Here is a 24,392-nt window from a genome sequence, read left to right as displayed (position 1 = left end):
GAGCAGGCCGCCTTGATCGCGGTATCGACCGAAACCGAAACGGAAAAGACCTACAGCTACCGCGAACTGCATACCGAAGTGCAGCGCATGGCGGCGGTGCTGCAATCGTTTGGGGTGGAAAAAGGCGACCGGGTGCAAATCTATATGCCCATGATTGCCGAGGCCGTGTTTGCCATGCTGGCCTGCGCCCGTTTGGGGGCCATTCACAGCGTGGTATTCGGCGGTTTTGCGGCGGTGTCGCTGGCATCGCGCATCGAGGACGCCCAGCCCAAGGTGATTGTCAGTGCCGATGCCGGCTCGCGTGGCGGGCGCGTGGTGCCCTACAAACCTCTGCTGGATGAGGCCCTGGGCCTCAGCGCACACAAGCCACAGGCCGTGCTGCTGGTGAATCGCGGACTGGCCAAAATGGATTTGCGCGCGGGGCGCGACCACCTGTGGGGCGATTTGCGCGCCCGCTATCTGGATGCCCAGGTGCCTTGTACCTGGGTGCAATCCACCGACCCCAGCTATATCCTCTATACCAGTGGCACGACCGGCAAGCCCAAGGGTGTGCAGCGCGATACGGGTGGTTATACCGTGGCCCTGGCCGCCAGCATGCCGCATATTTTCGGCACCAAACCAGGGCAAACCTTTTTCTGCACCAGCGATATTGGCTGGGTGGTGGGCCACAGTTACATCGTATATGGCCCCTTGATTGCCGGCATGGCCACCATTTTGTATGAAGGCCTGCCCATCCGGCCCGATGCCGGCGTGTGGTGGAGCCTGGTCGAGAAATACCGCGTGACCCACATGTTCTCCGCACCCACGGCGGTGCGCGTGCTCAAAAAGCACGATGCGGCTTTTCTGCGGCAATATGACCTGTCGAGCCTGCAGGCCCTGTGGCTGGCGGGCGAGCCTCTGGATGAGCCCACGGCGCAATGGATCAGCGAGGCCTTGCAGGTGCCCATCATCGACAACTACTGGCAGACCGAAACCGGCTGGCCGATTCTGACGCTGTGCAATGGCGTGCAGCCGCAGGTCAGCCGCTTTGGCAGCCCCGGCAAGGCCGTGTATGGCTACAACGTGCAGTTGCTGGATGACAAGACCGGCGAGGAACTGACCGAGCCGGACCACAAGGGGGTGCTGGCGATCGAAGGACCCCTGCCGCCGGGCTGCATGCAGACCGTGTGGGGTGACGATGCCCGCTTTGTCAAAACCTACTGGCAGAGCATCCCGGGCAAGCTGGTCTACAGCACCTTCGACTGGGGCATCCGCGATGCCGATGGCTATTACTTCATCCTGGGGCGCACCGACGATGTGATCAACGTGGCGGGCCACCGGCTGGGCACCCGGGAGATCGAGGAAAGCATTGCCGCCCATCCGGACATCGCCGAGGTCGCAGTGGTCGGCGTGGCCGACAACCTTAAGGGGCAGGTGGCGATGGCGTTCGCGGTGGTACGCGATGCCGGCAAGGTGGCCGATGCTGCGGCCCAGGCGCGCATGGAGGCCGAGGTGATGAAGCTGGTCGACAGCCAGCTGGGGGCCGTGGCGCGTCCTTCGCGGGTGCTGTTTGTGTCGGCCCTGCCCAAGACGCGCAGTGGCAAGCTGCTGCGCCGTGCGCTGCAGGCGGTGGCCGAGCGCCGTGACCCCGGGGATCTGACCACCATGGAAGACCCGACGGCCCTGGCCCAGGTCAAGCAGTTGTTGGATGCCTGACCGGCCCCCGCCCAGCACGAGGGACCGCGAGGTCCCTTTTTTTGTGTCGTTTTTTTCGAAAAGAGGAGCTGTCAGCGCAAGCAGGATGAGCGCTGGAGGTCTATTTCTTATATTTTTTGGGCGACGCAACGCGACGTGACCCGTAGGGGGCGTGTACCCCGTGGGGGCCGGTGGCGTTGTCGGTCGCCCGATCTTCAGCGCACGGCGGCGGGGGCGACGGGCGGAGTGGCCTGGGCGGCCGACCAGGTCGACAGCCAGGCGGGCAACTGGGCCAGCGGCATCGGGGGGGCGAAGTGAAAGCCCTGGGCGATGTGGCAGCCCATGAGCTCCAGGGCGGTGCACTGGTCGGCGCTTTCCACGCCTTCGGCGATCACCGAGTAGCCGAAGGCCTGGGCCAGGCTGACGACGCCATGGACGATGGCGCAATCCCCGGGGTCGCTGAGCATGTCGCGCACAAAGCTGCGGTCGATCTTGAGCGAGTCCAGCGGCAGGCCGCGCAGATAGGTCAGCGAGGAGTAGCCAGTGCCGAAATCGTCCAGGGTCACGCTGATCCGCTGCGCGCGCAGCTGCGCCAGCACCTGGGCCACGTGCTGGAGGTCGTACAGGGCGGCGCTTTCCGTGATCTCCAGGTCCAGCCAGTGCGGGGGCACGTCCGGGTGGGCCTGCAGCAGCTCCGTCACCCATTGGGCAAATCCCGGCTGCTGCAGGTGCCGCGCGGAGATGTTGACGGCCACCTGCAACTGCAGCCCCTGTGCGATCAGCTGCTCGATGCAGCCCATGGCATGGCGCAGCGCCCATTGGCCGAACGGCACTTCCAGCTCCGTGCCTTCGATCAGGGGCAGAAAGTCCTGGGGGCTGAGCACACCGCGCTCCGGGTGCAGCCAGCGTGACAAGACCTCCACGCCCACGACGCGCTGGTGGCGGGTGTCGACCTTGGGCTGCACGTAGAGCGTGAACTCCCCGCCCTCCAGCCCCTCGCGGATGCGCAGGCCCTGGATCTGCTGCGCGCGCTGGCTGCGCTCCTGGCTGCTGTCAAAGGCCTGAATGCGGTTGCGCCCGCTTTGCTTGACTTGGTACATGGCATGGTCGGCGTGGCGGATCAGGGTGTCGGCGTCGCAGTCGTCTTCGGGGTAGAGGGTGTAGCCGATACTGGCGGTGACCTGCACGGCTTCGCCATCCAGGGTGTAGGGGCGCGAGATGCTGGCCATCAGCCGCTGCAGCAGGTTTTCGCACTGCACACGGGTGTGGATCTGGCTGAGCAGCAGCACAAATTCGTCGCCGCCAAAGCGTGCCACACAGTCATCGGCGCGCAGGGCGTGCTGCAGGCGCTTGGCCACCAGGACCAGCAGCCGGTCGCCGGCGTCGTGGCCCAGGCGGTCGTTGATGGGCTTGAAGCCATCCAAGTCCAGGTAGACCACGCCCAGCAACTGCTGGCTCTGGCGCGCCTGGACCAGGGCTTCGTGCAGGCGCGCCGCCAGCTCGATCCGATTCGCCAGCCCGGTCAGGGCGTCAAAGTGCGCCAGTTGCTGCAGGCTGTGCTTTTGCTCCTGCTGGGTGGTGACGTCCAGGCACACGCCCAGCATGCGCATGGCGCGCCCATGCAGGTCGTAGCGCACCACCTTGCCCATGGAGCGCAGCCAGCGCGAGCGGCCATGCGCCGTCTGCAGGCGCCAGGTGACATCGAAAGGCCCATCCTCGGGGTGGTCGATGTGGCGCAGCAACTCCTGGTTGAAGCGCGCAATGTCGTGGCTGCCGACCAGCTCGGTCCAGTGCCAGTCCTGGCGGGCCTGGCCCAGGCTGGCCGGGCCATCCTGCACGGGCAGGTGGTTGAGCGTGCTCCAGAACGCATCGCCGGTGATCAGCCCTGTGTGCAGGTCCCAGTCCCAGCGGCCCAGCGAGGCCGCCTCCAGCGTGATGGACAGCAGGGCTTCGCGCTCGCGGATGGATTCTTCCTGGCGCTTTTGCGCATCGATGTCCTGCATCACGCCGCGCATGGCCGTGATGCGGCCGTCGTCGTCCAGGACGGCTTCACCGCGCGAGCGCACCCACAGCTTGCGCCCGTCGGTGCGCAGGATCTGGATTTCCAGCTCCCAGTCGCTGCGTGCGCGCAGGCAGTGCTGCAACTGCGTGCGCATGCGGTCGCGGTGCTCGGGCACCACAAAGGTGTTCAGGTAGTCGCGTGGCAGCGCACTGCCGCGGGGCACGCCATGCATGTCGTAGCAGACGTCGGACCAGTAGACCAGTCCCTGGCCGCGCCGGTCTTCCCAGGCGCCCAGGCGCGCCAAGTGGCCAGCCTGCTGCAGCTGGCGGTTGAGGGCGTATAGCTCCTGCACAGCGCGTTCGTGCTCGCGCATGTCGTGGAAGACGAACAGCATGCACTCTTCGCCCGCCACGGTGATCGGGATGGCCGAGATCGTGCCCGGCACCAACTCGCCCCCGGTCTGGCACAGGATGCGCATTTTTTCGACCTGGCCCTTGAGGGACAGCTCGTCCAGCAGCTTGCTGCGTTCGTCCGGGGTGGCGTAGACCTGCAGTTCGGCATTGGTGCGGCCGATGACCTGCTGCAGCTCCAGCCCCATCATGCGGCAGAACGCCGGGTTGACGTCCACAAAGCGCCCATCGCGCAGCGAGGTGATGCCGGCCGCATCGGGCAGGGTGCGGTAGGCCGCGCTGTAGATGGTCTGCACCACCTGGCGCTGCGCGCTGATGTGGTTGTGCCAAAGGTGGGCCAGGGCCGCCCAGGCCAGTGCAACGGCCAGCCAGGGCAGGTTCAGCCAGTCCCAGCCCTGGCCCCACCAGGCGCCGGGGTGCTGCGGCCACTGCTGTGTTTCCCAGATCGCCACCAGGGTGACGGCCAGGACCACAGCCAGGCCCAATGCCGCGGTGCGGGTGCGCAGCAGGGAAAGAAAGAGTGGACGGAGGGCATTCATGGACCGGGGAGTGTGGGGCAGCCGAGAGCAGCCGCAATGCTGGGGGCGGTCTCCGCCCGTTGGAATCGGGGATTTCCTTGTAACAACATGTTTTTCGTGCTGCATCAAGCTTTCGCCCGGGCTTGTGCAGACGGGGTGGACGCCGCCACTAAAATGTGGCTGCAGGCACGACGGACGTGCCTTGTTTTTTTGCAGATCCAACGCTGAGGACACCACTGTGCAGATTGCTGCTTCCATCTTCAAGGCCTACGACATTCGCGGCATCGTGCCTTCCACGCTGAACGAGGAGGTGGCGCGCAGTGTCGGGCGGGCCTTTGGCCAGGCGGCTCTGGCCGAGGGTGAGCGGGTGGTGGCCGTGGGGCGTGATGGTCGCCTGTCCGGCCCGGCGCTCAGCCAGGCATTGATGGCCGGGCTGGTCGAGGCGGGCGTCGACGTGCTGGACGTGGGCATGTGCACCACGCCCATGCTGTACTTTGCGGCCAGCACCTTGTGCACCAGCGGCATCATGGTGACCGGCAGCCACAACCCCAAGGATTACAACGGTTTCAAGATGGTGCTGGCCGGCCGGGCCATCTATGGCCCCGAGATCCAGGCCCTGCGCCAGACCATCGAGGCCGAGGGCTGGTCGCTGCCCGGTGGCGGTCAGGTGCGCCAGGCCGATGTGCTGGACGCGTACACGGCGCGCATCGTGGGCGATGTGCGGCTCAGCCGCCCGATCAAGGTGGTGGTCGATTGCGGCAATGGCGTGGCCGGTGCCACGGCGCCCGGCATCTTCCGCGCCCTGGGCTGCGAGGTGCTGGAGCTGTTCTCGGAGGTGGATGGCACCTTCCCCAACCACCACCCCGACCCCAGCAAGCCCGAGAACCTGCGCGATGTGGTACGGGTGCTGCAGGAGACGGATGCCGAGCTGGGCCTGGCCTTTGACGGCGACGGCGACCGCCTGGGCATCGTCACCAAGGACGGCCAGACCATCTACCCCGATCGCCAGATGATGCTGTTTGCCCAGGACGTGCTGTCGCGCGTGCCCGGCGCGACGATCCTGTTCGACGTGAAGTGCACGCAGCGCCTGGCCCCCGCGATCCGCGCCGCCGGTGGCGTGCCGGAGATGTACAAGACCGGCCACTCGCTGGTCAAGGCGCGCATGAAGGAAGTCGACTCGCCCCTGGGCGGCGAGATGAGCGGGCACATCTTCTTCAAGGAGCGCTGGTTCGGCTTCGACGACGGCACCTACGCGGGTTGCCGCCTGCTGGAAATCCTGAGCCGTGAGGCCGACCCCAGTGCCGTGCTGAATGCGCTGCCCACCAGTTTTTCCACGCCCGAGCTGAACGTGGCCTGCGCCGAGGGAGAGCCCCATGCGCTGACCGCCGAGTTGCAGGCTCTGGCCCCCACGGTGTTAACTGCGCCGGCGCAGATCAGCACCATCGATGGCCTGCGCGTGGACTGGCCCGATGGTTTCGGCCTGATCCGTGCCAGCAACACCACGCCCGTGCTGGTGCTGCGCTTCGAAGGCCAGACCGAGGCTGCGCTGCAGCGCATCGAGGCGCAGATGCTGGCGCTGCTGGAACGTGTCAAGCCGGGTGCCCAGGTGGGTCATGCGGCGCACTGAGCCGCGGACCCTGGCTGCATAGGACACCGCGCATGAACTGGAGCTTGGCTGCCTATTCCGCCCTGGCCTGGGCCGCACAACCGCTGCTGCGGCGCAAGCTGCGCCGCCGTGCGCAGGCCGAACCCGGCTACGGCGAGTCCGTGGAGGAGCGCTTTGGTCGCTACGCCCCGGCCGACCTGGGCCGTGACGGCGCCGGACACTGGGTCTGGGTGCATGCCGTCTCGCTGGGTGAGACCCGGGCGGCCGCCCTGTTGATCGCAGAGCTGCGCGTGGCCCTGCCCGGCATGCGGCTGTTGCTGACCAATGGCACGGCCACAGGCCGTGCCGAGGGGCGCAAGCTGCTGCAGCCCGGGGACCTGCAGGTCTGGCAGCCCTGGGACAGCCCGCAGGCCGTGCGGCGGTTTTTGCGCCAGTTCCGCCCCGCCGTGGGCGTGTTGATGGAAACCGAGATCTGGCCCAATCTGGTGGCCGGCTGCCACCAGGCTGGCGTGCCCCTGGTGCTGGCGAATGCGCGGCTCAACCCCAAGTCCCTGGCCGGTGCGCAGCGCTGGCCGGCCTTGTTCGGCCCCACCTACGCCGCCTTGCGGGCCGTCTGGGCGCAGTCCCAGGAGGATGCCGAGCGCCTGCGCAGCCTGGGCGCGCCGGTGCAGGCCGTGCTGGGCAATCTGAAATTCGATGTCCAGCCCGACGCGCAGCTGCTGGCCCGGGGCCAGGCCTGGCGCGCCGCCAGCCCACGCCCGGTGGTGATGCTGGCCAGCGCCCGCGAGGGCGAGGAAGCCCAGTGGGTGGCCCAGTGGGATGGGCGCAAATTCCACGGCGTGGCGGGGCAATGCCAATGGCTGATCGTGCCGCGCCATCCGCAGCGCTTTGAGGCGGTGTATGCCCTGTTGCAGGGGGCCGGCCTGCGCGTGGCCCGCCGCAGCGCCTGGGGCGAAGGCCTGCCGCCCGCGGACGTGGATGTCTGGCTGGGCGACAGCGTGGGCGAGATGCCGCTGTACTACGCCGCCGCCGATGTCGGGCTGCTGGGTGGCAGTTTCGAGCCCCTAGGCGGGCAGAACCTGATCGAGGCAGCCGCCTGTGCCTGTCCGATGGTGCTGGGGCCGCACACCTTCAACTTTGCCCAGGCTTCGCAGCAGGCCTGCGAGGCCGGCGCCGCGTTCCGCGTGCTGGACATGGAGCAGGGCGTGCAACTGGCCACCGCCCTGGCGCGCGATGCCGATGGGCTGCGCCGTGCGCGCCGGGCGGCATTGGAGTTTGCCCAGGCCCACCGCGGTGCCGCGCGGGCCACGGCCCAGGCGATTGTAGCGATCGTGCACACGGGCGATACTTTGAAAAAGTGAGCTATCAGCGCTTGCCAGTTGTGCGCTGGAAGCCATTTTTATTGATATTTTTGCGACCGCATCGGTTCGGCGCTGCACGATGTACAACACCCACGATCCCCAAGTCCTTCCTATCCGCGACGGCGTCAAGCCCAGTTGCGTGGTCTTGCCCAGCACCGGGCAGGGCCGCACCCTGGACTATCTGGTGCAGCGCCTGCCCGCCGTCGCCGGGGACGACTGGCGGGCCCGCATGGCGCGTGGCGAGGTGGTGGATGAACTGGGCCGCCCGGTGCAGCCGGACACCCCGCTGCTGCATGGCCTGCGCGTGTACTACTACCGCGAGGTGGACACCGAGCCCCACATCCCCTTCGAGGCCGAGGTGCTGTACCAGGACGCGCACATCGTCGTGGCCGACAAGCCGCACTTTCTGCCCGTGGTGCCCGGCGGGCGCTACCTGCAGAACACCTTGCTGGTGCGGCTGAAAAAGCAGCTGGGCCTGCCCGACCTGTCGCCCGTGCACCGCATTGACCGCGACACGGCGGGGCTGGTGCTGTTCGCCATCCGGCGGGAAGACCGGGGGGCCTACCAGGCCCTGTTTCGTGAGCGCACGGTGCACAAGACCTACGAGGCGATTGCGCCCTGGAACCCGCAACTGCAGTTTCCCCGCGAGCACGCCAGCCGCATGGTCGAAAGCCAGAACTTCATCCGCATGCACGAGGTGGCGGGCACGCCCAACAGCCTGACGCGCATGGAGCTGCTGGAGCACAACCGGCAATGGGCACGCTACCGGCTCAGCCCCGTCAGCGGCAAGCGCCACCAGCTGCGCGTGCACATGGCCGCCCTGGGCCTGGGGCTGAAGGGCGATGGCCTGTACCCAGTGGTGGACGATGCGCCGGAAGGCGACTTCTCGCGCCCGCTGCTGCTGCTGGCCCAGGCCCTGGCGTTCCAGGACCCGGTCACCGGCGCGGCGCGGCAGTTCCGCACGCGCCGCAGCCTGGGGCCGTTGCCAGACCCGGCGCCGGCTGCCTGAACCTGCCCGCGTGGTGCGCGGGGCGCAATTGCAGGCCTGCGCCCGTGGTACAGGCCTGCAAACCTATAATCCCCGGTTGTCCCGTGCCGCGAGCTTTGCGCACAACGAAACCACATATCCATGAGCACTCCCACTTTCTCCGTTGCAGACATCCGCAAGACGTTCCTGGACTTCTTTGCCTCCAAGGGCCACACCATTGTGGAATCCAGCCCGCTGGTGCCCGGCAATGACCCCACCTTGATGTTCACCAACTCGGGCATGGTCCAGTTCAAGGACGTGTTCCTGGGTACCGACAAGCGCCCCTACACGCGTGCGACCAGCGTGCAGACCTGCCTGCGCGCCGGCGGCAAGCACAACGACCTGGAGAACGTGGGCTACACGGCCCGCCACCACACCTTCTTCGAAATGCTGGGCAACTGGTCGTTCGGCGACTACTTCAAGCGTGAATCGCTGAAGTGGGCCTGGGAGCTGCTGACCGAGGTCTACAAGCTGCCGGCCGAGCGCCTGCTGGCCACCGTCTATGCGGAAGACGACGAGGCCTATGACATCTGGACCAAGGAAATCGGTCTGCCCCCCGAGCGCGTGATCCGCATCGGCGACAACAAGGGCGGCCGCTACAAGTCCGACAACTTCTGGATGATGGCCGACACCGGCCCCTGCGGCCCTTGCTCGGAAATCTTCTACGACCACGGCCCGGAAATTCCCGGCGGCCCTCCAGGCTCGCCCGATGAAGACGGCGATCGCTACATCGAGATCTGGAACAACGTGTTCATGCAGTTCGACATGGCCGAAGACGGCTCGGTCAAGCCGCTGCCCGCACCTTGCGTGGACACCGGCATGGGCCTGGAGCGCCTGGCGGCCATTCTGCAGCACGTGCACAGCAACTACGAGATTGACCTGTTCCAGAAGCTGATCGCCGCGGCCGGCCGCGAGACCCACACCGCCGATCTGGCCACCCCCTCGCTGAAGGTGATTGCCGACCACATCCGCGCCACCGCCTTCCTGGTGGCCGACGGCGTGATCCCTTCCAACGAAGGCCGTGGCTACGTGCAGCGCCGCATCGTGCGCCGTGCCATCCGCCACGGTTACAAGCTGGGCCAGAAGACCCCGTTCTTCCACAAGCTGGTCAAGGACCTGGTCGCCGTGATGGGCGATGCCTATCCTAAGATCCGCGAGCAGGAAACCCGCATCACCGACGTGCTGCGCGTGGAAGAAGAGCGCTTCTTCGAGACCCTTGCCAACGGCATGGACATCCTGGACAGCGCGCTGGCCGGTGGTGCCCAGGTGCTGCCCGGCGATGTCGCCTTCAAGCTGCATGACACCTATGGCTTCCCGCTGGACCTGTCCAACGACGTGGCGCGCGAGCGTGGCGTGACGGTGGACGAGGCCGGTTTCCACGCGGCCATGGAGCAGCAAAAGAACCAGGCCCGCGCAGCAGGCAAGTTCAAGATGGACCGTGCGCTGGAGTACACCGGTGCTTCCAACACGTTCACCGGCTATGACCGTCTGGTGGAATCAGCAAAGATCGTAGCGCTGTACGTCGATGGCACGGCCGTTTCGGCGCTGAACAATGGCCAAAGCGGCGTGGTGGTTCTGGATACCACACCTTTCTACGCCGAATCCGGTGGCCAGGTCGGTGATCAGGGCGTGATCAGCGCCGGCTCGGCCCGCTTTGCCGTGGCCGACACCCTCAAGATCAAGGCCGACGTGTTCGGTCACCACGGCACGCTGACCACCGGCACGCTGAACGTGGGCGATAGCGTCCAGGCCGAGGTGGACACCCAGCTGCGCGCGGCCACCATGCGCAACCACTCGGTCACGCACATCATGCACAAGGCCTTGCGCGAGGTACTGGGCGAGCATGTGCAGCAAAAGGGCTCGCTGGTCAACGCCGACCGCACCCGCTTTGACTTCACCCACAATGCCCCCGTGACCGCGGAAGAAATCCGCGAAATCGAGCGCCGTGTGAACGCGGAAATCCTGGCCAACACCGCCACCGACGCCCGCGTGATGGACATCGAATCGGCCAAGGCCACCGGCGCCATGATGCTGTTCGGCGAGAAGTACGGCGAATCCGTGCGTGTGCTGGACATCGGCAGCAGCCGTGAACTGTGCGGTGGCACCCACGTGCACCGCACCGGCGACATCGGCCTGTTCAAGGTCGTGGGCGAGTCCGGCGTGGCCGCCGGCGTGCGTCGTATCGAAGGCATTACCGGCGAGAACGCGCTGGCCTACCTGCAATCGCTGGAATCCACCGTGGACCAGGCCGCTGCGGCCTTCAAGGCACCAGCGACCGAGCTGACCCACCGCATCGGCGGTGCCCTGGATCAGATCAAGGCCCTGGAAAAGGAAATCGCTGCCCTCAAGGGCAAGCTGGCCTCCAGCCAGGGCGATGAGCTGCTGACCCAGGCGGCAGACGTCAAGGGCGTGAAGGTGCTGGCCGCCAAGCTCGAAGGCGCCGATGCCAAGACCCTGCGCGACACCATGGACAAGCTCAAGGACAAGCTGGGCGCGGCCGTGATCGTGCTGGCGGCCGTGGACGGCGACAAGGTGCAGCTGGCCGCAGGCGTGACCAAGGCCGAGACCGCCAAGGTCAAGGCCGGCGAGCTGGTGAACTTTGTGGCCCAGCAAGTGGGTGGCAAGGGGGGAGGCAAGCCCGATATGGCCATGGCCGGCGGCACCGATGCCGCGGCGGTGCCCGCTGCGCTGGCCTCCGTGCAAGCCTGGGTGACCGAGCGCATCTAAAACGCAAACGACCCAGCCGTTCGAAAGCCAGGGCTTCCGTTCCCTGGCTTTTTTTTGCCTGCCATCCGGGCAGGAGGAGGGTGGTATTTTGCTTATTCCTATTGGATTGCTTGGTCTATTGATTTTTTAAAAGCTTTTGCGCTTAATCTGTATCCATGTCTGTATGCAAGCGGCTGACTTCAGCGCTTTCGGTGGTCTGCTCTTTGTCGCGTCACGCCAAGTCGGTGGGCTTGTGCGTCGCTGCCGCATGGGCCGCTATCTGCATGCCGGCAGCCGCGCAGTCGGTGGTTTTCATCAACCCCGGCAAAGCCAATGAAACCTATTGGACCGCGGCCTCCGACGCCATGCACAGGGCGGCCCAAAGTCTGGGCATGCAACTGCGCGTCATTTACGCCGAGCGGGATCGCTTGGAGCCGATTGCGATTGCCCAGCGGTTGGCGCAACTGCCTCCATCGCAACGCCCGCAGTACGTAGTCTTCTCCAACGACTACAGTGTGGCGCCGGGGGTGTTGCGTGCCCTGGAAGGCTCGGGCATCCAGGCTTTCCTGGCCTACAGTGCCATCCAGCCGGAGTTGCGCGACCAAGTGGGGGTGCCCAGGGGGCGTTACCCATTCTGGCTTGGCAGCCTGGAGCCCCGGGCCCAGGACGCCGGCTATCTGACGGCCAAGGCCCTGATCGAGGCCGCGCGCAAGCGCCCCGGGCTCAAGGCGGCAGATGGAAAATTCCACCTGCTGGCGATTGCCGGGGATCGCTCCACCGCCTCCTCCATCGCGCGCAACCAGGGCCTGCACCGGGCTGTGCAGGAAGCGCCGGATACCGTGCTGCTGCAGGAGGTCTATGGCGAGTGGCGGCGCGACAAGGCGCGCTTGCAGGCGCAGGAGTTGTTCCGCCGTTATCCGGAAGCGCGCTTGGTCTGGAGCGGCAACGATGAAATGGCCTTGGGCGCCATGCAGGCCTGGCAGATCCAGGGCGGCAAACCCGGCAAGAACGCGCTGTTCAGTGGGATCAATACATCGGCACAAGCCTTTGAGGCCTTGCGCCAGCAGGAATTGAGCGCCCTGGCGGGCGGGCACTTTCTGGCGGGGGCCTGGGCCTTGGTGCTGCTGTTTGATTACCACCACGGGGTGGACTTCAGCTCCGAAGGCCTGGAGCTGGTGTATCCGATGTTTAAACTCTTTGGTACATCCAGCAGCCTGCGATTTGAGAAAAGCTTTGGCACAGGACAGCACCCCCTGGACTTCAAGCCGTTCAGCAAATACCACCATCCTGCTTTGCGACGTTACGACTTTGACTTGGACCAGCTGCTGCGCTAGCAGCGTGTGAATGTATGCACCGTGAAGCCGGGGAGTTCCGCTCGATTGCCACCTTGATGTTGCAGCGCATTATCGCGTTGGCGCTGGTCTGCCTGATTGGGATGGGGGGACTGCAGTTGTGGCTGGAGCGCCAGCAGCAGGAAAAGCTGTTCTTCCAGACCATGGCCTTGATGGTGGAGACCAGCAGCCAGGCGATGGCGCATGCCATCTGGGACATTGATCGCGATGTGCTGAGCTTCCAGATCCGCCGTCTGACGGAGCTGGAGGCGGTGGGGCTGGTGCGGGTGCACATCCGGTCAACCGGCGAAATCCTGACATCAGGGCGTGCCGGGGGGACCCAGGATGTGCCGTCCTACCAGACGGTGATTTACGCCCCCCACGCGCTGCAGCAGCCCCTGGGCACGATCGAGGTCTGGGCCGATCGCACCTATTACCGCAATCTGTTGTGGGAGTCTCAAAAGCGCGTGATTCCCGGCTATCTGATCTTCACGGTGCTGATGTGCCTGATGGTGGCCTGGGTCATGCGCCGCGACCTGGGTCTGCCGCTGCGCCAGATCGCCGACTTTGCGCGCAACCTCAGGCCCGAGACGTTGAACCAACCGCTGGAAGTCCGGCGCCCGGAACGGGCCCGCGCCGACGAGATCGATATGGTGATGCAAGGTTTCGAGCACCTGCAACAAGCCCTGGATCGCCACATCAAGGACCTGGATGGCATGGTCAAGGAGCGCACGGCGGAGCTGAGCGCCCTGGTGGATGAAGTCAAGCGCCTGTCCCGGCTGGATGCGTTGACTGGGACCTTCAACCGCCGCGCCATGGAGCAGCGCCTGCCGCTGGAGATGGAGCGTTGCGTGCGCTATGGGCGCCCGTTTGCTGTCATTTTTGCGGACATTGACCATTTCAAGCGCATCAACGACCAGCACGGCCATGCCGTGGGGGACGCTGTGCTCAAGGCCGTGGCATCGCGCTTGCAGGCATGCCTGCGGGCCAACCTGGACTGGATGGTGCGTTTCGGTGGCGAAGAGTTCGTGATCTTCATGCCCGAAACCGATCTGTCACACGCCCAGGCCGTGGCCCAGCGGCTGGCCGCGGACATGCGCGCCACGCCTTGGGGGTGCAACGGCTTGAGCCTGTGGCTGACCTGCAGCTTCGGTGTGGCCGAATACCAGTCGGGGGATTCGATGGAGAGCCTGCTGGAGCGTGCCGACCACATGCTTTATCGGGCCAAGGACCTGGGGCGGGACCGCGTGTGTGCGGATGCCACGGTGTGAGTCACGGCAGTGCGGTGCTTCGGCCCAGCCCATCCCTTGGCGCAGGTGCGGTTAAGGGGCTCAGAACAGCTCGACGTCCGCGTGTGACACCTGGGAGCCACCCAGCAGGCCTTGATCCTGCAGGCTCTCGAAGTGGCAGACGCGGTTGCGGCCATGTTCCTTGGCGTAGTACAGGGCCTGGTCTGCCTGCCCCAGGATTTCCACGGGCGAGCAGAGTTTGGCGCCGGCAAAGCCGACACTGACGGTGACCTGCCCGACCTGCGGAAAATCATGCCGCGCCACCATGGCCCGGAAGGCTTCGAGCGAGGCCTGCGCGGATTCCTTGGCCATCGGGGGCATCAGCACCACGAATTCTTCGCCACCAAAGCGGAAGATGCGGTGGCGCGGGCCGAAGGCCGAGCGCAGCAGGTTGGCCACCAAGATCAGCACCTCATCACCGAACAGATGGCCAAAGCGGTCGTTGACCAGCTTGAAGTGATCGATGTCGATCACGGCCAGCCACGGCTGGATCTCGGTCTGCATGCTGACGGCGCTGGCAAAGCGCAGCAGGTGCTCGTCGAAGGTCTTGCGGTTCAGCAGATCCGTCAGCGCATCGCGTTCGCTGTAGTCCAGCAGGCTTTGGTAGTTCTGGTAGACGTTGAACACCCCGGTGATCACGTCCAGGTTGTGGGTGTTGAAGGGCTCGGACTGGGTGATCTCAATGCACACATGCACTTGTTCGTGCATCCAGACGGGCAACCAGATGGTGTGCTGGTGCGCGTCGGAGTGCTGGGCCTGTTGCGCCTTGTGGGCAATGCAGGCCTGCAGGTGGGGCAGGGCCTGCAGCGGAAAGCGCTGGGCATCGTTGGCAAAGTCCTGCTCGGCCGCCACCAGTTGGCCGGCTTCGTACCAGGTGCGGGGGCGCACCCAGTATTGGTCACCGAGCTTGAGCAGCTCCAGCGCCCGAACATTCGTGATGTGCGGTAGCTGCAAGAACGTGGAGAGTACGGACAACTCCAAGCGCAAATGATCGCGTTGGCCGGTCATTTGAACCAAGTTTTGCAGAAGGTGCATGAAGTTCGGCGCGGTGGTGACAACCAGGAAGCGCGCAGCTTAACACTTGGTGAAGACTAAGTCCCAGACTCCGTGGCCTAAACGCAGCCCCCGATTTTCAAACTTTGTTAACGGGCGGTAATCTGGCTTGGCGGCATATCCCTGCGCGGTGTTGGCCAGCTGCGGTTCGGCGCTGAGCACTTCCAGCATCTGCACGGCATAGGGTTCCCAGTCGGTGGCGCAGTGGATGTAGCCACCGGGTTTCAGACGGGTGGCCAGCTTGGCGACCAGCGGCGACTGGATCAGGCGGCGCTTGTTGTGCTTTTTCTTGTGCCAGGGATCGGGGAAGAAGATGTGCACGCCGTCAATGCTGCCTTCGGGCAGCATGTGGTCGATCACCTCCACGGCATCGTGCTGCAGGATGCGGATGTTGGTGATGTCGTGCTCGCCAATGCGCTTGAGCAGGGCGCCGACGCCGGGCTCGTGCACTTCGCAGCACAGGAAGTTGTCGTCGGGGCGCACGCGGGCAATGTGCGCGGTGGCCTCGCCCATGCCGAAACCGATCTCCAGGATCAGCTTGCCGGGGCGGCCAAATGCGGCCTGGGCGTCGAGCGGTGCGTTCGCGTAGTTCAGCAGGAACTGGGGCCCCAGGTCCTCGAACGCCTTGGCCTGGCCGGTGGTCACACGACCGGTGCGGCGCACATAGCTGCGAATGGTTTTGGGAAATGCCACATCCGCCGGGGCCTGGCCTGCGGCGTGTGCTTGGGGGGCGGCTGCGTCCGGGGCAGCCTGGGGGGTGTTTTGTTGCTCAGTCACGCTGCGCATTGTAAGTGGAGCGCCAGATTTCAACCCACTGCGCCAGCGCATCGGCCACCGTGGTTTCGGGGTTTGCTGCGGGCAGTTGCAGCACCTGGGCCGCGGCATTCAAGGCCTGCAGCGGCTGGTGCAGCTCCACCGCCGGGGCGCCATGCTGTTTGGAGAGTTTTTCGCCATCGGGCATGCGCACCAGGGGGGTGTGCAGGTACTGCGGATGCGGCAGTCCCAGGGCGTGCTGCAGCAGCAGCTGGCGGGGGGTGTTGTCGGCCAGGTCCTCGCCGCGCACGATATGGGTGATGCCTTGCAGGGCATCGTCCACCACCACGGCCAGCTGGTAGGCATACAGGCCATCGGCGCGCTGCAGCACGAAGTCGCCGGCCACCTGGCCGGGGTGTTGCTGTTGCGGGCCCAGGCGGCGGTCGTGCCAGTGCAGGCAACCGTTGACCATGAAAAAAGGAGCGCTCAGCGCTTGTCCCGTCTGCGCTGCAGGCCAATTGAATACATAAGCGTCAAGGGCAAAGCGCCAGCTGCGCACCGGCTTGCCGTGCAGCCCCTGGCGGCAGGTGCCGGGGTAGGGGCGTTCCACATGCCGCTGGTGGGGCAGCCCCAGGTGCTGCCAGGCGGCCTCGATGTCCTTGCGCGTGCAGCCGCAGGCATAGGCCAGGCCTGCCTGCTGCAACTGGACCAGGGCCTGGGCGTAATGGCTGTGGCGCTGCGATTGCCAGGTGGGGGCTTCATCCGGCAGCAGGTGGCACTGGGCCAGCTGCTGCAAGATGGTCTGGTCCGCCCCGGGGGGGCAGCGCGGGGGGTCGATGTCCTCGATGCGCACCAGCCAGGTGCCGTGGTGGGCGCGCGCATCCAGCCAGCTGGCCAGGGCAGCCACCAGGGAACCCGCATGCAGCGGCCCGGTGGGCGAGGGCGCAAAGCGCCCGCGGTACGCGGTGCCGGGCATGGGTTCAGGCTTGTGCCGGGCCGGCCACGGCCGTGGGCGACAGGCGGTGGTCGTTGAGCAGGGCTTTCTGGGTCACCGGGCTTTGCAGCTGGGCCAGCCACCAGTGCAACGCCTTGCCCAGTCCGCCGCTGCTGGGTTTTTTCCAGGCATAGCGCATGCGCAGCTGGCGTGTGGGCCGGGTGACGGGCTTGGTGACCAGCAGTCCGGCCTCCACATAGGGGCAGGCCATGCTTTCGGGCAGGAACCCGCAGCCCAGGCCGCGCACCTGGGCGTCGATCTTGGCCTGGACGGTGTCGACCGTGAACGTGTCCTGGCCGCCCAGCAGGCCGATGGAGGTGCGCTCGCGCTGGGCCGAGTCGGCGACGACGATCAGGCGGTGCTCCAGCAGCAGTTCGTCGGTGATGGGTTGCTCCACCTGCGCCAGGGGATGGAACGGCGCCACGGCAAAGACAAAGGTGATGTCGCCCAGGTCCTCCAGCTGCAGCCCGGGCACGCTGGTGTTGTTGCTGCCGACGCCCAGGGCCAGGTCGGCACGGCCGGTGCTCAGCAACTCGACCGGTCCCGTCAGCGTGCCCGTGCCCAGCTTGATCCGGGTGGGGGACTTCAGGGCATAGAAGGCCTCGACCAGGTCGAACAAGGTGGCCTGGGAGATCACGCCATCGGCGACCAGGGTGAGCTCCGGCTCCCATCCGGTGGCAACGCGGCGCACGCGGTGCGCCACGGCGTCGATGTCCTGCAGCAAGCGGATGCCCTCGGTCAGCAGGGCCTGGCCCGCCTCGGTGGCCTGGGCCTGGCGGGTGCTGCGGTCGAACAGCAGCACATCCAGCGCTTCTTCCATCTGGCGCACGCGGTAGGTCAGCGCACTGGGCACCAGGTGCAACTGTCGCGCCGCAGCGGCAAAACTGCCAGTGTCGGCAATGGCCTGCAACATGGCCAGGCTGTCTGGCGTTAAAACATCACGAGGGCTGGGCATGCGGTGGAACGCTCATTCAAAGAGTTTGAATGATGCCATCAAACGGTGGCGATCAACGCTGGAACTGGCGCCCTTACAGTTCTGGACATGGCAGGTCACGACCTGCAGATGTAAGGAGCACCCCATGATTCAAATCCGCAAATCCCACGAACGTGGCTACGCCGACCACGGCTGGCTCAAGTCGTTCCACAGCTTTTCGTTCGCTGGCTACTACGACCCCGCCCACATGGGCTGGGGCAACCTGCGCGTCATCAATGAAGACCGCATCGCAGCCGGCACAGGCTTTGGCGCCCACCCCCACCACGACATGGAAATCGTCAGCTATGTCATGGAGGGCGAGCTGTCGCACAAGGACAGCATGGGCAACGTCCAGACGATTGCGCCGGGCGAAGTCCAGCGCATGACGGCCGGCACCGGCGTGGTCCACAGCGAACACAACCACGCGGCCGGCCGCACCACCCATTTTCTGCAGATCTGGCTGCTGCCCAGCCGCCAGGCGCTCGAGCCTGGCTATGAGCAAAAACGCTTCAGCGATGCTGAGAAGACCAATGTCCTGCGCCTGGTGGCGTCTCCCGACGGCCAGCAAGGCTCCGTCCACCTGAATGCCGATGCCAGCATCTACGCCAGCCTCGTGCGACCGCAGCCCGGGCAGACGGTACAGCTGGAGCACGTGTTGCCCCAGGGACGCAAGGCCTATGTCTTGGTGGTCCAGGGCCACATCGAGATTGCGGGACAAAAGCTGACAAGCGGCGATGCGCTGCTTGCAGAAAATGAGCGCAGCCTGCGCATGGAGAGCCAGCAGGCTGCAGAGTTGCTGGTGTTTGATTTGGCACCCTGAGTGCCTGTATTGACCCAGCGGTTTCTGCACAGGTCAGGCTGCTAAAGCATAAGCCTCAGCGGGGGGCTTCATGCTCAGCGCCTGATGAGGGCGCCGGTGGTTATAAAAGCCGATCCAATCTGCGATCACACGACTGGCGTGCTGCAGTGTCTCGAAGCGGTGGCGGTGCACGCATTGGTCTTTGAGCGTTCTGATCACGCGCTCGACCATGCCGTTTTGCTCCGGGCTGTACGGGGTGATGAACTCCTGCTGCAGGCCATAGCTTTTGACCAAGGCCGTGTAGCTGCGGCTGGTGAACACCAGACCGTTGTCTGACCTCAACAGGAACGGGTGCCGGACCTTGCCCAGACAGCCGTACCTGGCAATCAACGCCTGCTCCAGCGCCGCTTCAGCGGTCTTGGATCGGCCACTTCGGCTGAGGTGCCAGCCCAGCAGCTCGCGGCTGTAGCAGTCGATCACCAGGGCCAGCGAAGCCCAGCCATCACGCCCTGTCCACACGCGGCACAGATCGGTGGCCCAGCGCTCATCTGGCGCCTTGGCCACAGAAGGCAATGCCTGGATGCGAGGCCTGAAGCCCACCGGGCGCTTGCGCACCTGCCAGCCCTTGAGCTGGAAGACCCGCTGCACGGTGTTCTTGTTGAAGCCAAGCAGGTGCGCCACGGTGCGATAGCCGAACGACGGGTTCTCTTCGATCATGGCCTTGATGGGCTTGACGAAGTGTTCCTGAACCTTCGGTGGTGCCTTGGTGCTGCGGTAGTACACCGTGCGCCGGGGCATCTCGAACCAATGGCACAGCTTGACCAGGCTGACTTTGAATCCGTCTTGGGCCAGTCCCTGCTGAAGGCTGAGGATCATTTCTCGTCCTCGTTGCCCAGCAGGGACGCCAGCTTTTTTCTGGCACGCAGCTCCAACATGGCTTCGCCATAGGCCTGCTGAAGTTCGCGCAGTTGCTTCTCGTACTGCTCTTTGACTTCCAAGGGCTTGGTGCGCAGGGCGTTCTCCATGCCACGCTTGCCTTCATCGACCCATTGCTCAACCTCCGAGGGGTTGAGGTCGAAGGCCCGGCTGGCCTCCGAGATCGTGGTCTTGCCCTGGATGATGTCCAGGACAAGGGCCGTCTTACGCTTGGCTGTCCAGCGCTTGATGTCGTCTTCCATCAGGGTGCTCATCGTCGTTTCCTTCAACGTTAACACCTGAGCAGGAATTCACTGGGTCAATACATGCCTGGTTTGTTGATGGATTCCCCCAAGGACACTGCCCATAGAAAGCAATAGATATGAACAACTCTCTTCAAGACACTCTGGCCTTGGTGGGCCGCATGCTGCTGGCGTGGCTGTTTGTGCCTGCCGGTTTTGGCAAGATTGCCGGCTTTTCCGGCGCTGTCGGCTATGCGACATCTGTGGGTCTGCCCCTGCCCGAGGTTGGGGTGGCGGTGGGGCTGCTGATCGAGCTGGTGGGCGGGCTGATGCTGCTGGTCGGCTTCATGACGCGCCCTGCTGCTGTGCTGCTGGCGTTCTTCACCTTGGTGGCCAGCTTCTTCTTCCATGCCTATTGGTCGCTGCCGGCGGACCAGGCCATGATGCAGCAACTGATGTTCAACAAGAACATCGCCATCTCGGGCGGTTTGCTGGCCTTTGCCGCCTTCGGGGCAGGCCGCTGGAGCCTGGACGCCAAGCGCCAGCGCGTTTGAGCGTGATCGGTGGTGGCTTGGCCGCCACCGTCATCTGCCCATAAAAAAGAGCTGCGTTATGCAGCTCTTTTTTTATGGGCATCGCGCCGCAATCACTTGGGCTGCGGCGCGGGCAGCATGGACTTGATGCGGCTTGCCAGTTGGGCCACCGCCAGCGAGGCCGCACAGCCCGGGGTGGCCTGCAGCAACAGTTGGCGGCGCATCACGGCATCGCGAACGGCCTTGTCGGCAGGGATGTCGCCCATGTGGATCAGTCGCATGGGCAGGCCCGACTCGGTGTTGACAAAGCGGTTCAGCACCTGCTGCAGCTGGCCGGTGATGGCGCGGCCATCGCCCGGGCGGATGGCCTGGTTGATCACCAGGCGCATGTTCTGGCGCTTTTGCTGGGTGGCCAGCACCTTGATGGCCGCATAGGCATCGGTCAGCGAGGTGGGTTCCGGCGTGGCCACGATCAGCACTTCCTTGGCCAGCGAGACCGAGAACAGCACCACGTCGGAGATGCCGGCGCCCGTGTCCAGCAGCACCACGTCGTAGTTGGGGGCCAGGGTGTCGATCACATGGATCAACTGATTGCGCACCTCGGGTGTCAGGCGCGAGTATTCGACCATGCCCGAGCCGGCCAAGAGCACATGGAAGCCGCTGGGAGCCGTGACCACCGCGTCTTGCAGCGAGGCCTTGCCGGTGAACACATCGTGCAGCGTCACCTTGGGGTAGAGGTTCAGCACCACGTCCAAGTTGGCCAGGCCCAGGTCGGCGTCCAGTACCAGCACGCGCAGTCCCAGGCGGGTCAGCGCGGCGGCCAGGTTGGCGGAGACAAAGGTCTTGCCCACCCCGCCTTTGCCACTGGTGACGGCGATGATGTGCGCGTTCGAGGTGCGGATGGTGCGCGGTTCGCCACCAGGGGTGTTGGCCTTGGTGGGGTGGAGGGGGGACAGCACGTCGCTCATCTCAATGCTTTCAGTTGACGCCATCTGTCGAGCCCAGGGGGGCGGCGAATACATCGGACCAATCCCCGGACCAGCTGGTATCGCCAGTCAAATCGGGGACAAAAAGCAGTTTTTTTTCTTCTGCAGTCACGGTGCTGTCAGGTTGTTGTTCGATTTCAATCCGGTTGCGGCCATGGCTCTTGGCTTGGTACAACTGCTGGTCTGCGCGCTCAATCCACAGCTTGCGCGTGCTGCGTATCCATTGCAGGGCATAGGCGCCGCCGATGCTGACGGTGACGGTCAACTCCTGGCCAGGGGCGATGGGGATGCGTAGCGCTTCCACCGCCTTGCGCACGCGTTCAGCCACATTCTGGCCATAGGCAGGCTGGCAGGCCGGAAGGACGATGGCGAATTCTTCGCCGCCATAGCGGGCCAGCGTGTCCATGGGGCGCACGCAGCCATTCAGCGCCTGGGCCACCGCTTGCAACACCATGTCGCCGACGTTGTGACCGTGCAGGTCGTTGACACGCTTGAAATGGTCCACGTCGATCATCAGCAGCAGTGCCACGTCACCGGAACGTGCCACGCGGTCCAGTTCACGGTCCAGGATGGTGTCGAACTGACGGCGGTTGGCGCAGCCGGTCAGCGGGTCGCGAAGGGAGAGGTCGCACAGCTCATCGATGATGGCTTGCAAGTGGCCGGAGGGATCGTGGTCCGCTGGAGGCAGGCCTGCACTTTCTTCTTTACCCAGCAGTGCAAGCGCTCCGTCCAGACGGAGCTGATGCAGCGTGATGGGGAGAGTTGTGGCAGTACCAGTCACAAAAAACGATCCAGCGTGGTTAATTCGTTCAAGTGTAGCAGTCCATGCAGACTGGGTGCGGGCTTCCTGCCATTTACTCAATAAGCGTTGCGCAAAAAAGCCAGTGCCTGTGTATTGGTGCGATGCAGGTGCAGGCCGGTGCCGGGCGACAGGCATCCTGCTTTGTCCAGTATCGCTTGCACCGGCAGTTTCAATCCGCCGATATGCAGGTCAATTCCGCGCTTTTGCAGGCTTTGGCGCAGCCGCAGAAAACTTTCCACGCCGGTGACATCGATCCGGTTGATAGGCTGGGCGTCCAGGTACAGGGCCTGCAGGTCCGGATGCTCCTGCAGTGCCTGGGCCAGATGGCGTTCCAGCGCGGCGGAGGAGGCGAAGTCCCATTCGGCATCCAGGCGCACGGCCAGCACGTGGGGTGTGATGGGGGGCAGGTCCCAGATGGCCCGTGAGCGCAGGCTGCCGTCCGCGTGCTCGCCGATCTCCACGATTCGCGGATGCAGACGGTGGTAGAGAAAGTGGCACAGGCTGAGCAGCACGCCCGTGAGCACGCCCCAGTACAGGCGCGGCGCGGTGGCCAGGGTCAGCACGAAGGTCGTCAGGGCGATGCTGCCTTCCACCGCCGAGATGCGAAACAGCGCCTGCAGGCTGCGCGGCTGGATCAGGTTGATGACGGCCGAGACCACCACCGCCGCCAGGGCTGCCTGGGGGATGTGGTACAGCCAGGGCGTGAGCCACAGCACCGTCACCAGCACCATGCCGATCGCGAACACGCTGGTCCAGCCGGTCTTGGCGCCCACGTGCAGGGTGACGGCCGAGCGGGAAAACGAGGCACTGATGGCAAAGCTGCCGCTCAGACCAGAAACCACTTTGGACATGCCCTGGGCGATCAGGTCCTGGTTTTCATTCCAGCGTGTGCCGGCCTGGCGGTGCTCCAGCTGGGCGCTGGATGCCACTTCCAGAAAGCTCACTAGGCTGACCATGATCACGGGCAGCAGCAGGCGCGAGACCTCGTCCCAGCCGATGGCGGCCGGCCAGCTCAGCCCGGGCAGGCCCGCCGGCAGGTGGCCGACGATGTTGCCGTCGCGTTCGGCATAGCCCAGGGCGGCGCTCAGCATGCCGCACAAGGCCACCACCAGCACGGCCGCGGGCCAGCGCGGGGCCAGTTTCTTGAGCAGCAGCAGCAGCCCCAGCCCGCCCAGGCCGAAGCCGGCGGCCCAGCCGTCGAAGTGGTGCATATCTGGGTTGTGGAACCAGGCGCTCCAGGTGCTGCGCAGCCCCAGCAGGTCGGGCAACTGCGACAGCAGGATCAGGATGCCCGCCGCCTGGGTGAAGCCGTTCAGCACCGGCGAGGTGACCAGGTTGACCAGCCAGCCGCTGCGCAGCGCGCCCAGCAGCCACTGCACGGCGCCGGCCATGATGGCCATCCAGCAGGCCAGGGTGACCCAGTGGGCGCTGCCGGGTTCGGCCATGCCGGCCAGCGACGCACCGATCAGCAGGCTGGTCAGGGCCGTGGGGCCGACGCCCAGGCGCGGGGAATTGCTCCACAGCACGGCCACCAGCGAAGGCAGCAAGGCCGCATAGATGCCGGTGACCAGCGGCATGCCCGCGAGTGCGGCATAGGCCACGCCCTGGGGCAGCAGCATCAGACCGACCGTGACCCCTGCCAGCATTTCGCCGCGGGCCAGCGCCCAGGTGGGGCGGGGCCAGGCCAGGAAGGGGAACCACTGTTTCAATTGCATAGGCCGCTATTGTGGAGGGATTGCAGGGCGTCTTGGATGTTCGTGCTTGTCCTACGGACGCTTCGGCCCTCTCCGACCGGGCGGGATTCGGGTTGCCCCTAGGATTCACCCCACGTCGTCACGGTGTTGAGGCCGTGGCTTTGCCTATATGAAGATTGATGAGGAGCTTTCACACATGTCGATATCTCACAAGCGCGTTGTTCAAGTGCTGGCTGTCTCGGCCCTGGCCCTGGGCCTGGCCGCATGCGGACCCAAGGAAGAAACCGCCGGCCAGAAGCTGGACAACACCATTGAGCGTACCGAGCAAGCTGCTGAAAAGGCCAAGATGGAGGCAGACCGCGCCGCCGAGGCAGCCGGTCAGAAAATGGAAAACGCCGTAGAGGCCACCAAGGAGGCCGCACAGCAGGCCGCCGATGCCACCAAGGATGTGGCCAGCGACGCCCTGGCCGTGGCCAGCGAGGCCAGCATCACCGCCAAGGTCAAGGCCGCACTGGTGGGGGATGCGGACCTGAGCGCGCTGAAGATCAATGTGGACACCAAGGGCAGCGTGGTCACCCTGCACGGCGAAGCCCCCAATCAGGCGGGCAAGGACCGTGCCGAGCAACTGGCCAAGGCCGTGGAGGGCGTGTCCTCCGTCAACAACCTGCTGACCGTGAAGTAATCCGGCGCACGGTTTCCAAGAAGGCCGCCTTCGGGCGGCTTT

General features: G+C 65.3%; 20 protein-coding genes. 10 read left to right on the top strand and 10 right to left on the bottom strand.

Going from position 1 to position 24,392, the window contains the following annotated elements; translation table 11 throughout:
- The coding region (locus PO78_RS00450) for a propionate--CoA ligase (protein WP_043741250.1) at positions 1 to 1,695 on the top strand (1,695 nt) is incomplete at its 5' end.
- 194 nt (positions 1,696 to 1,889) lie between these two features.
- On the opposite strand, the gene PO78_RS00445 is transcribed toward PO78_RS00450, so the two are convergent.
- Positions 1,890 to 4,625 (bottom strand): sensor domain-containing protein, encoded by a 2,736-nt coding sequence (locus PO78_RS00445; RefSeq protein WP_197068710.1) that lies wholly within the window; start codon positions 4,623 to 4,625, stop codon positions 1,890 to 1,892.
- 217 nt (positions 4,626 to 4,842) lie between these two features.
- On the opposite strand from PO78_RS00445, the gene PO78_RS00440 reads away from it, so the two are divergent.
- The 6 genes from PO78_RS00440 (at position 4,843) to PO78_RS00415 (ending at position 13,906) form a co-directional block, all read left to right on the top strand.
- Entirely contained in the window at positions 4,843 to 6,231 is a 1,389-nt protein-coding gene (locus PO78_RS00440; protein WP_043741232.1) for a phosphomannomutase/phosphoglucomutase, read from the top strand.
- A 32-nt stretch (positions 6,232 to 6,263) separates the two neighbouring features.
- Positions 6,264 to 7,571, top strand: coding sequence for a 3-deoxy-D-manno-octulosonic acid transferase (locus tag PO78_RS00435; RefSeq protein WP_043741229.1), 1,308 nt, complete (start codon positions 6,264 to 6,266; stop codon positions 7,569 to 7,571).
- A gap of 79 nt (positions 7,572 to 7,650) precedes the next feature.
- Positions 7,651 to 8,580 (top strand): pseudouridine synthase, encoded by a 930-nt coding sequence (locus tag PO78_RS00430; protein ID WP_043741226.1) that lies wholly within the window; start codon positions 7,651 to 7,653, stop codon positions 8,578 to 8,580.
- 120 nt (positions 8,581 to 8,700) lie between these two features.
- Positions 8,701 to 11,325: an alanine--tRNA ligase gene (alaS, locus tag PO78_RS00425; RefSeq protein WP_043741223.1), complete on the top strand. Its 2,625-nt coding sequence runs from the start codon at positions 8,701 to 8,703 to the stop codon at positions 11,323 to 11,325.
- 263 nt (positions 11,326 to 11,588) lie between these two features.
- Positions 11,589 to 12,638 (top strand): ABC transporter substrate-binding protein, encoded by a 1,050-nt coding sequence (locus PO78_RS00420; RefSeq protein ID WP_043741220.1) that lies wholly within the window; start codon positions 11,589 to 11,591, stop codon positions 12,636 to 12,638.
- Between the two features lie 14 nt (positions 12,639 to 12,652).
- On the top strand, positions 12,653 to 13,906 hold the full coding sequence (locus PO78_RS00415) for a GGDEF domain-containing protein (protein ID WP_043383519.1): 1,254 nt from the start codon (positions 12,653 to 12,655) through the stop codon (positions 13,904 to 13,906).
- A 60-nt stretch (positions 13,907 to 13,966) separates the two neighbouring features.
- Here the strand turns inward: PO78_RS00415 and PO78_RS00410 are convergent, their stop codons facing one another.
- Genes PO78_RS00410 through PO78_RS00395 form a run of 4 tightly spaced genes read right to left on the bottom strand, consistent with a single transcriptional unit; the run spans position 13,967 to position 17,637 of the window.
- A complete protein-coding gene (locus PO78_RS00410; protein WP_042416487.1) occupies positions 13,967 to 14,959 on the bottom strand; it encodes a GGDEF domain-containing protein in 993 nt (330 codons plus the stop codon).
- Positions 14,960 to 14,998: 39 nt separating this feature from the next.
- Positions 14,999 to 15,763, bottom strand: a complete 765-nt coding sequence (trmB, locus tag PO78_RS00405) for a tRNA (guanosine(46)-N7)-methyltransferase TrmB (RefSeq protein WP_043741217.1) — start codon at positions 15,761 to 15,763, stop codon at positions 14,999 to 15,001.
- On the bottom strand, positions 15,747 to 16,706 hold the full coding sequence (gene gluQRS / locus PO78_RS00400) for a tRNA glutamyl-Q(34) synthetase GluQRS (protein WP_043741215.1): 960 nt from the start codon (positions 16,704 to 16,706) through the stop codon (positions 15,747 to 15,749). The genes trmB and gluQRS overlap by 17 nt, the downstream gene beginning before the upstream one ends.
- Positions 16,707 to 16,710: 4 nt before the next feature.
- Positions 16,711 to 17,637, bottom strand: coding sequence for a LysR family transcriptional regulator (locus PO78_RS00395; RefSeq protein ID WP_231570574.1), 927 nt, complete (start codon positions 17,635 to 17,637; stop codon positions 16,711 to 16,713).
- A gap of 166 nt (positions 17,638 to 17,803) precedes the next feature.
- Between PO78_RS00395 and PO78_RS00390 the strand changes: the two genes are divergently transcribed.
- Positions 17,804 to 18,517 (top strand): pirin family protein, encoded by a 714-nt coding sequence (locus PO78_RS00390; protein WP_043741213.1) that lies wholly within the window; start codon positions 17,804 to 17,806, stop codon positions 18,515 to 18,517.
- A gap of 33 nt (positions 18,518 to 18,550) precedes the next feature.
- Here PO78_RS00390 and PO78_RS00385 read toward each other — a convergent pair whose 3' ends face one another.
- On the bottom strand, positions 18,551 to 19,372 hold the full coding sequence (locus tag PO78_RS00385) for an IS3 family transposase (RefSeq protein WP_043741210.1): 822 nt from the start codon (positions 19,370 to 19,372) through the stop codon (positions 18,551 to 18,553).
- Positions 19,369 to 19,686, bottom strand: coding sequence for a DUF1153 domain-containing protein (locus PO78_RS00380; RefSeq protein ID WP_003074457.1), 318 nt, complete (start codon positions 19,684 to 19,686; stop codon positions 19,369 to 19,371). Before PO78_RS00380 ends, PO78_RS00385 begins: the two co-directional genes overlap by 4 nt.
- A 107-nt stretch (positions 19,687 to 19,793) precedes the next feature.
- Between PO78_RS00380 and PO78_RS00375 the strand changes: the two genes are divergently transcribed.
- A complete protein-coding gene (locus PO78_RS00375) occupies positions 19,794 to 20,207 on the top strand; it encodes a DoxX family protein (RefSeq protein WP_043741204.1) in 414 nt (137 codons plus the stop codon).
- Between the two features lie 92 nt (positions 20,208 to 20,299).
- Here the strand turns inward: PO78_RS00375 and PO78_RS00370 are convergent, their stop codons facing one another.
- The 3 genes from PO78_RS00370 to PO78_RS00360 all read right to left on the bottom strand — a co-directional run bounded on the left by PO78_RS00370 (position 20,300) and on the right by PO78_RS00360 (position 23,689).
- Positions 20,300 to 21,154 carry a MinD/ParA family protein gene (locus PO78_RS00370; RefSeq protein ID WP_043741201.1) on the bottom strand — a complete coding sequence of 285 codons (855 nt, stop codon included), beginning with the start codon at positions 21,152 to 21,154 and terminating at the stop codon, positions 20,300 to 20,302.
- A gap of 10 nt (positions 21,155 to 21,164) precedes the next feature.
- Positions 21,165 to 21,953, bottom strand: a complete 789-nt coding sequence (locus PO78_RS00365; RefSeq protein WP_197068708.1) for a GGDEF domain-containing protein — start codon at positions 21,951 to 21,953, stop codon at positions 21,165 to 21,167.
- A gap of 77 nt (positions 21,954 to 22,030) precedes the next feature.
- Positions 22,031 to 23,689: a SulP family inorganic anion transporter gene (locus tag PO78_RS00360; protein WP_043741200.1), complete on the bottom strand. Its 1,659-nt coding sequence runs from the start codon at positions 23,687 to 23,689 to the stop codon at positions 22,031 to 22,033.
- Between the two features lie 148 nt (positions 23,690 to 23,837).
- On the opposite strand from PO78_RS00360, the gene PO78_RS00355 reads away from it, so the two are divergent.
- Entirely contained in the window at positions 23,838 to 24,350 is a 513-nt protein-coding gene (locus tag PO78_RS00355; protein ID WP_197068707.1) for a BON domain-containing protein, read from the top strand.
- Positions 24,351 to 24,392: the final 42 nt, after the last annotated feature.

Source organism: Thauera sp. SWB20, assembly GCF_000831325.1.
GTDB classification, from domain to species: Bacteria; Pseudomonadota; Gammaproteobacteria; order Burkholderiales; family Rhodocyclaceae; genus Thauera; species Thauera aminoaromatica.
This window is presented reverse-complemented; position numbering and strand designations above follow the sequence as displayed.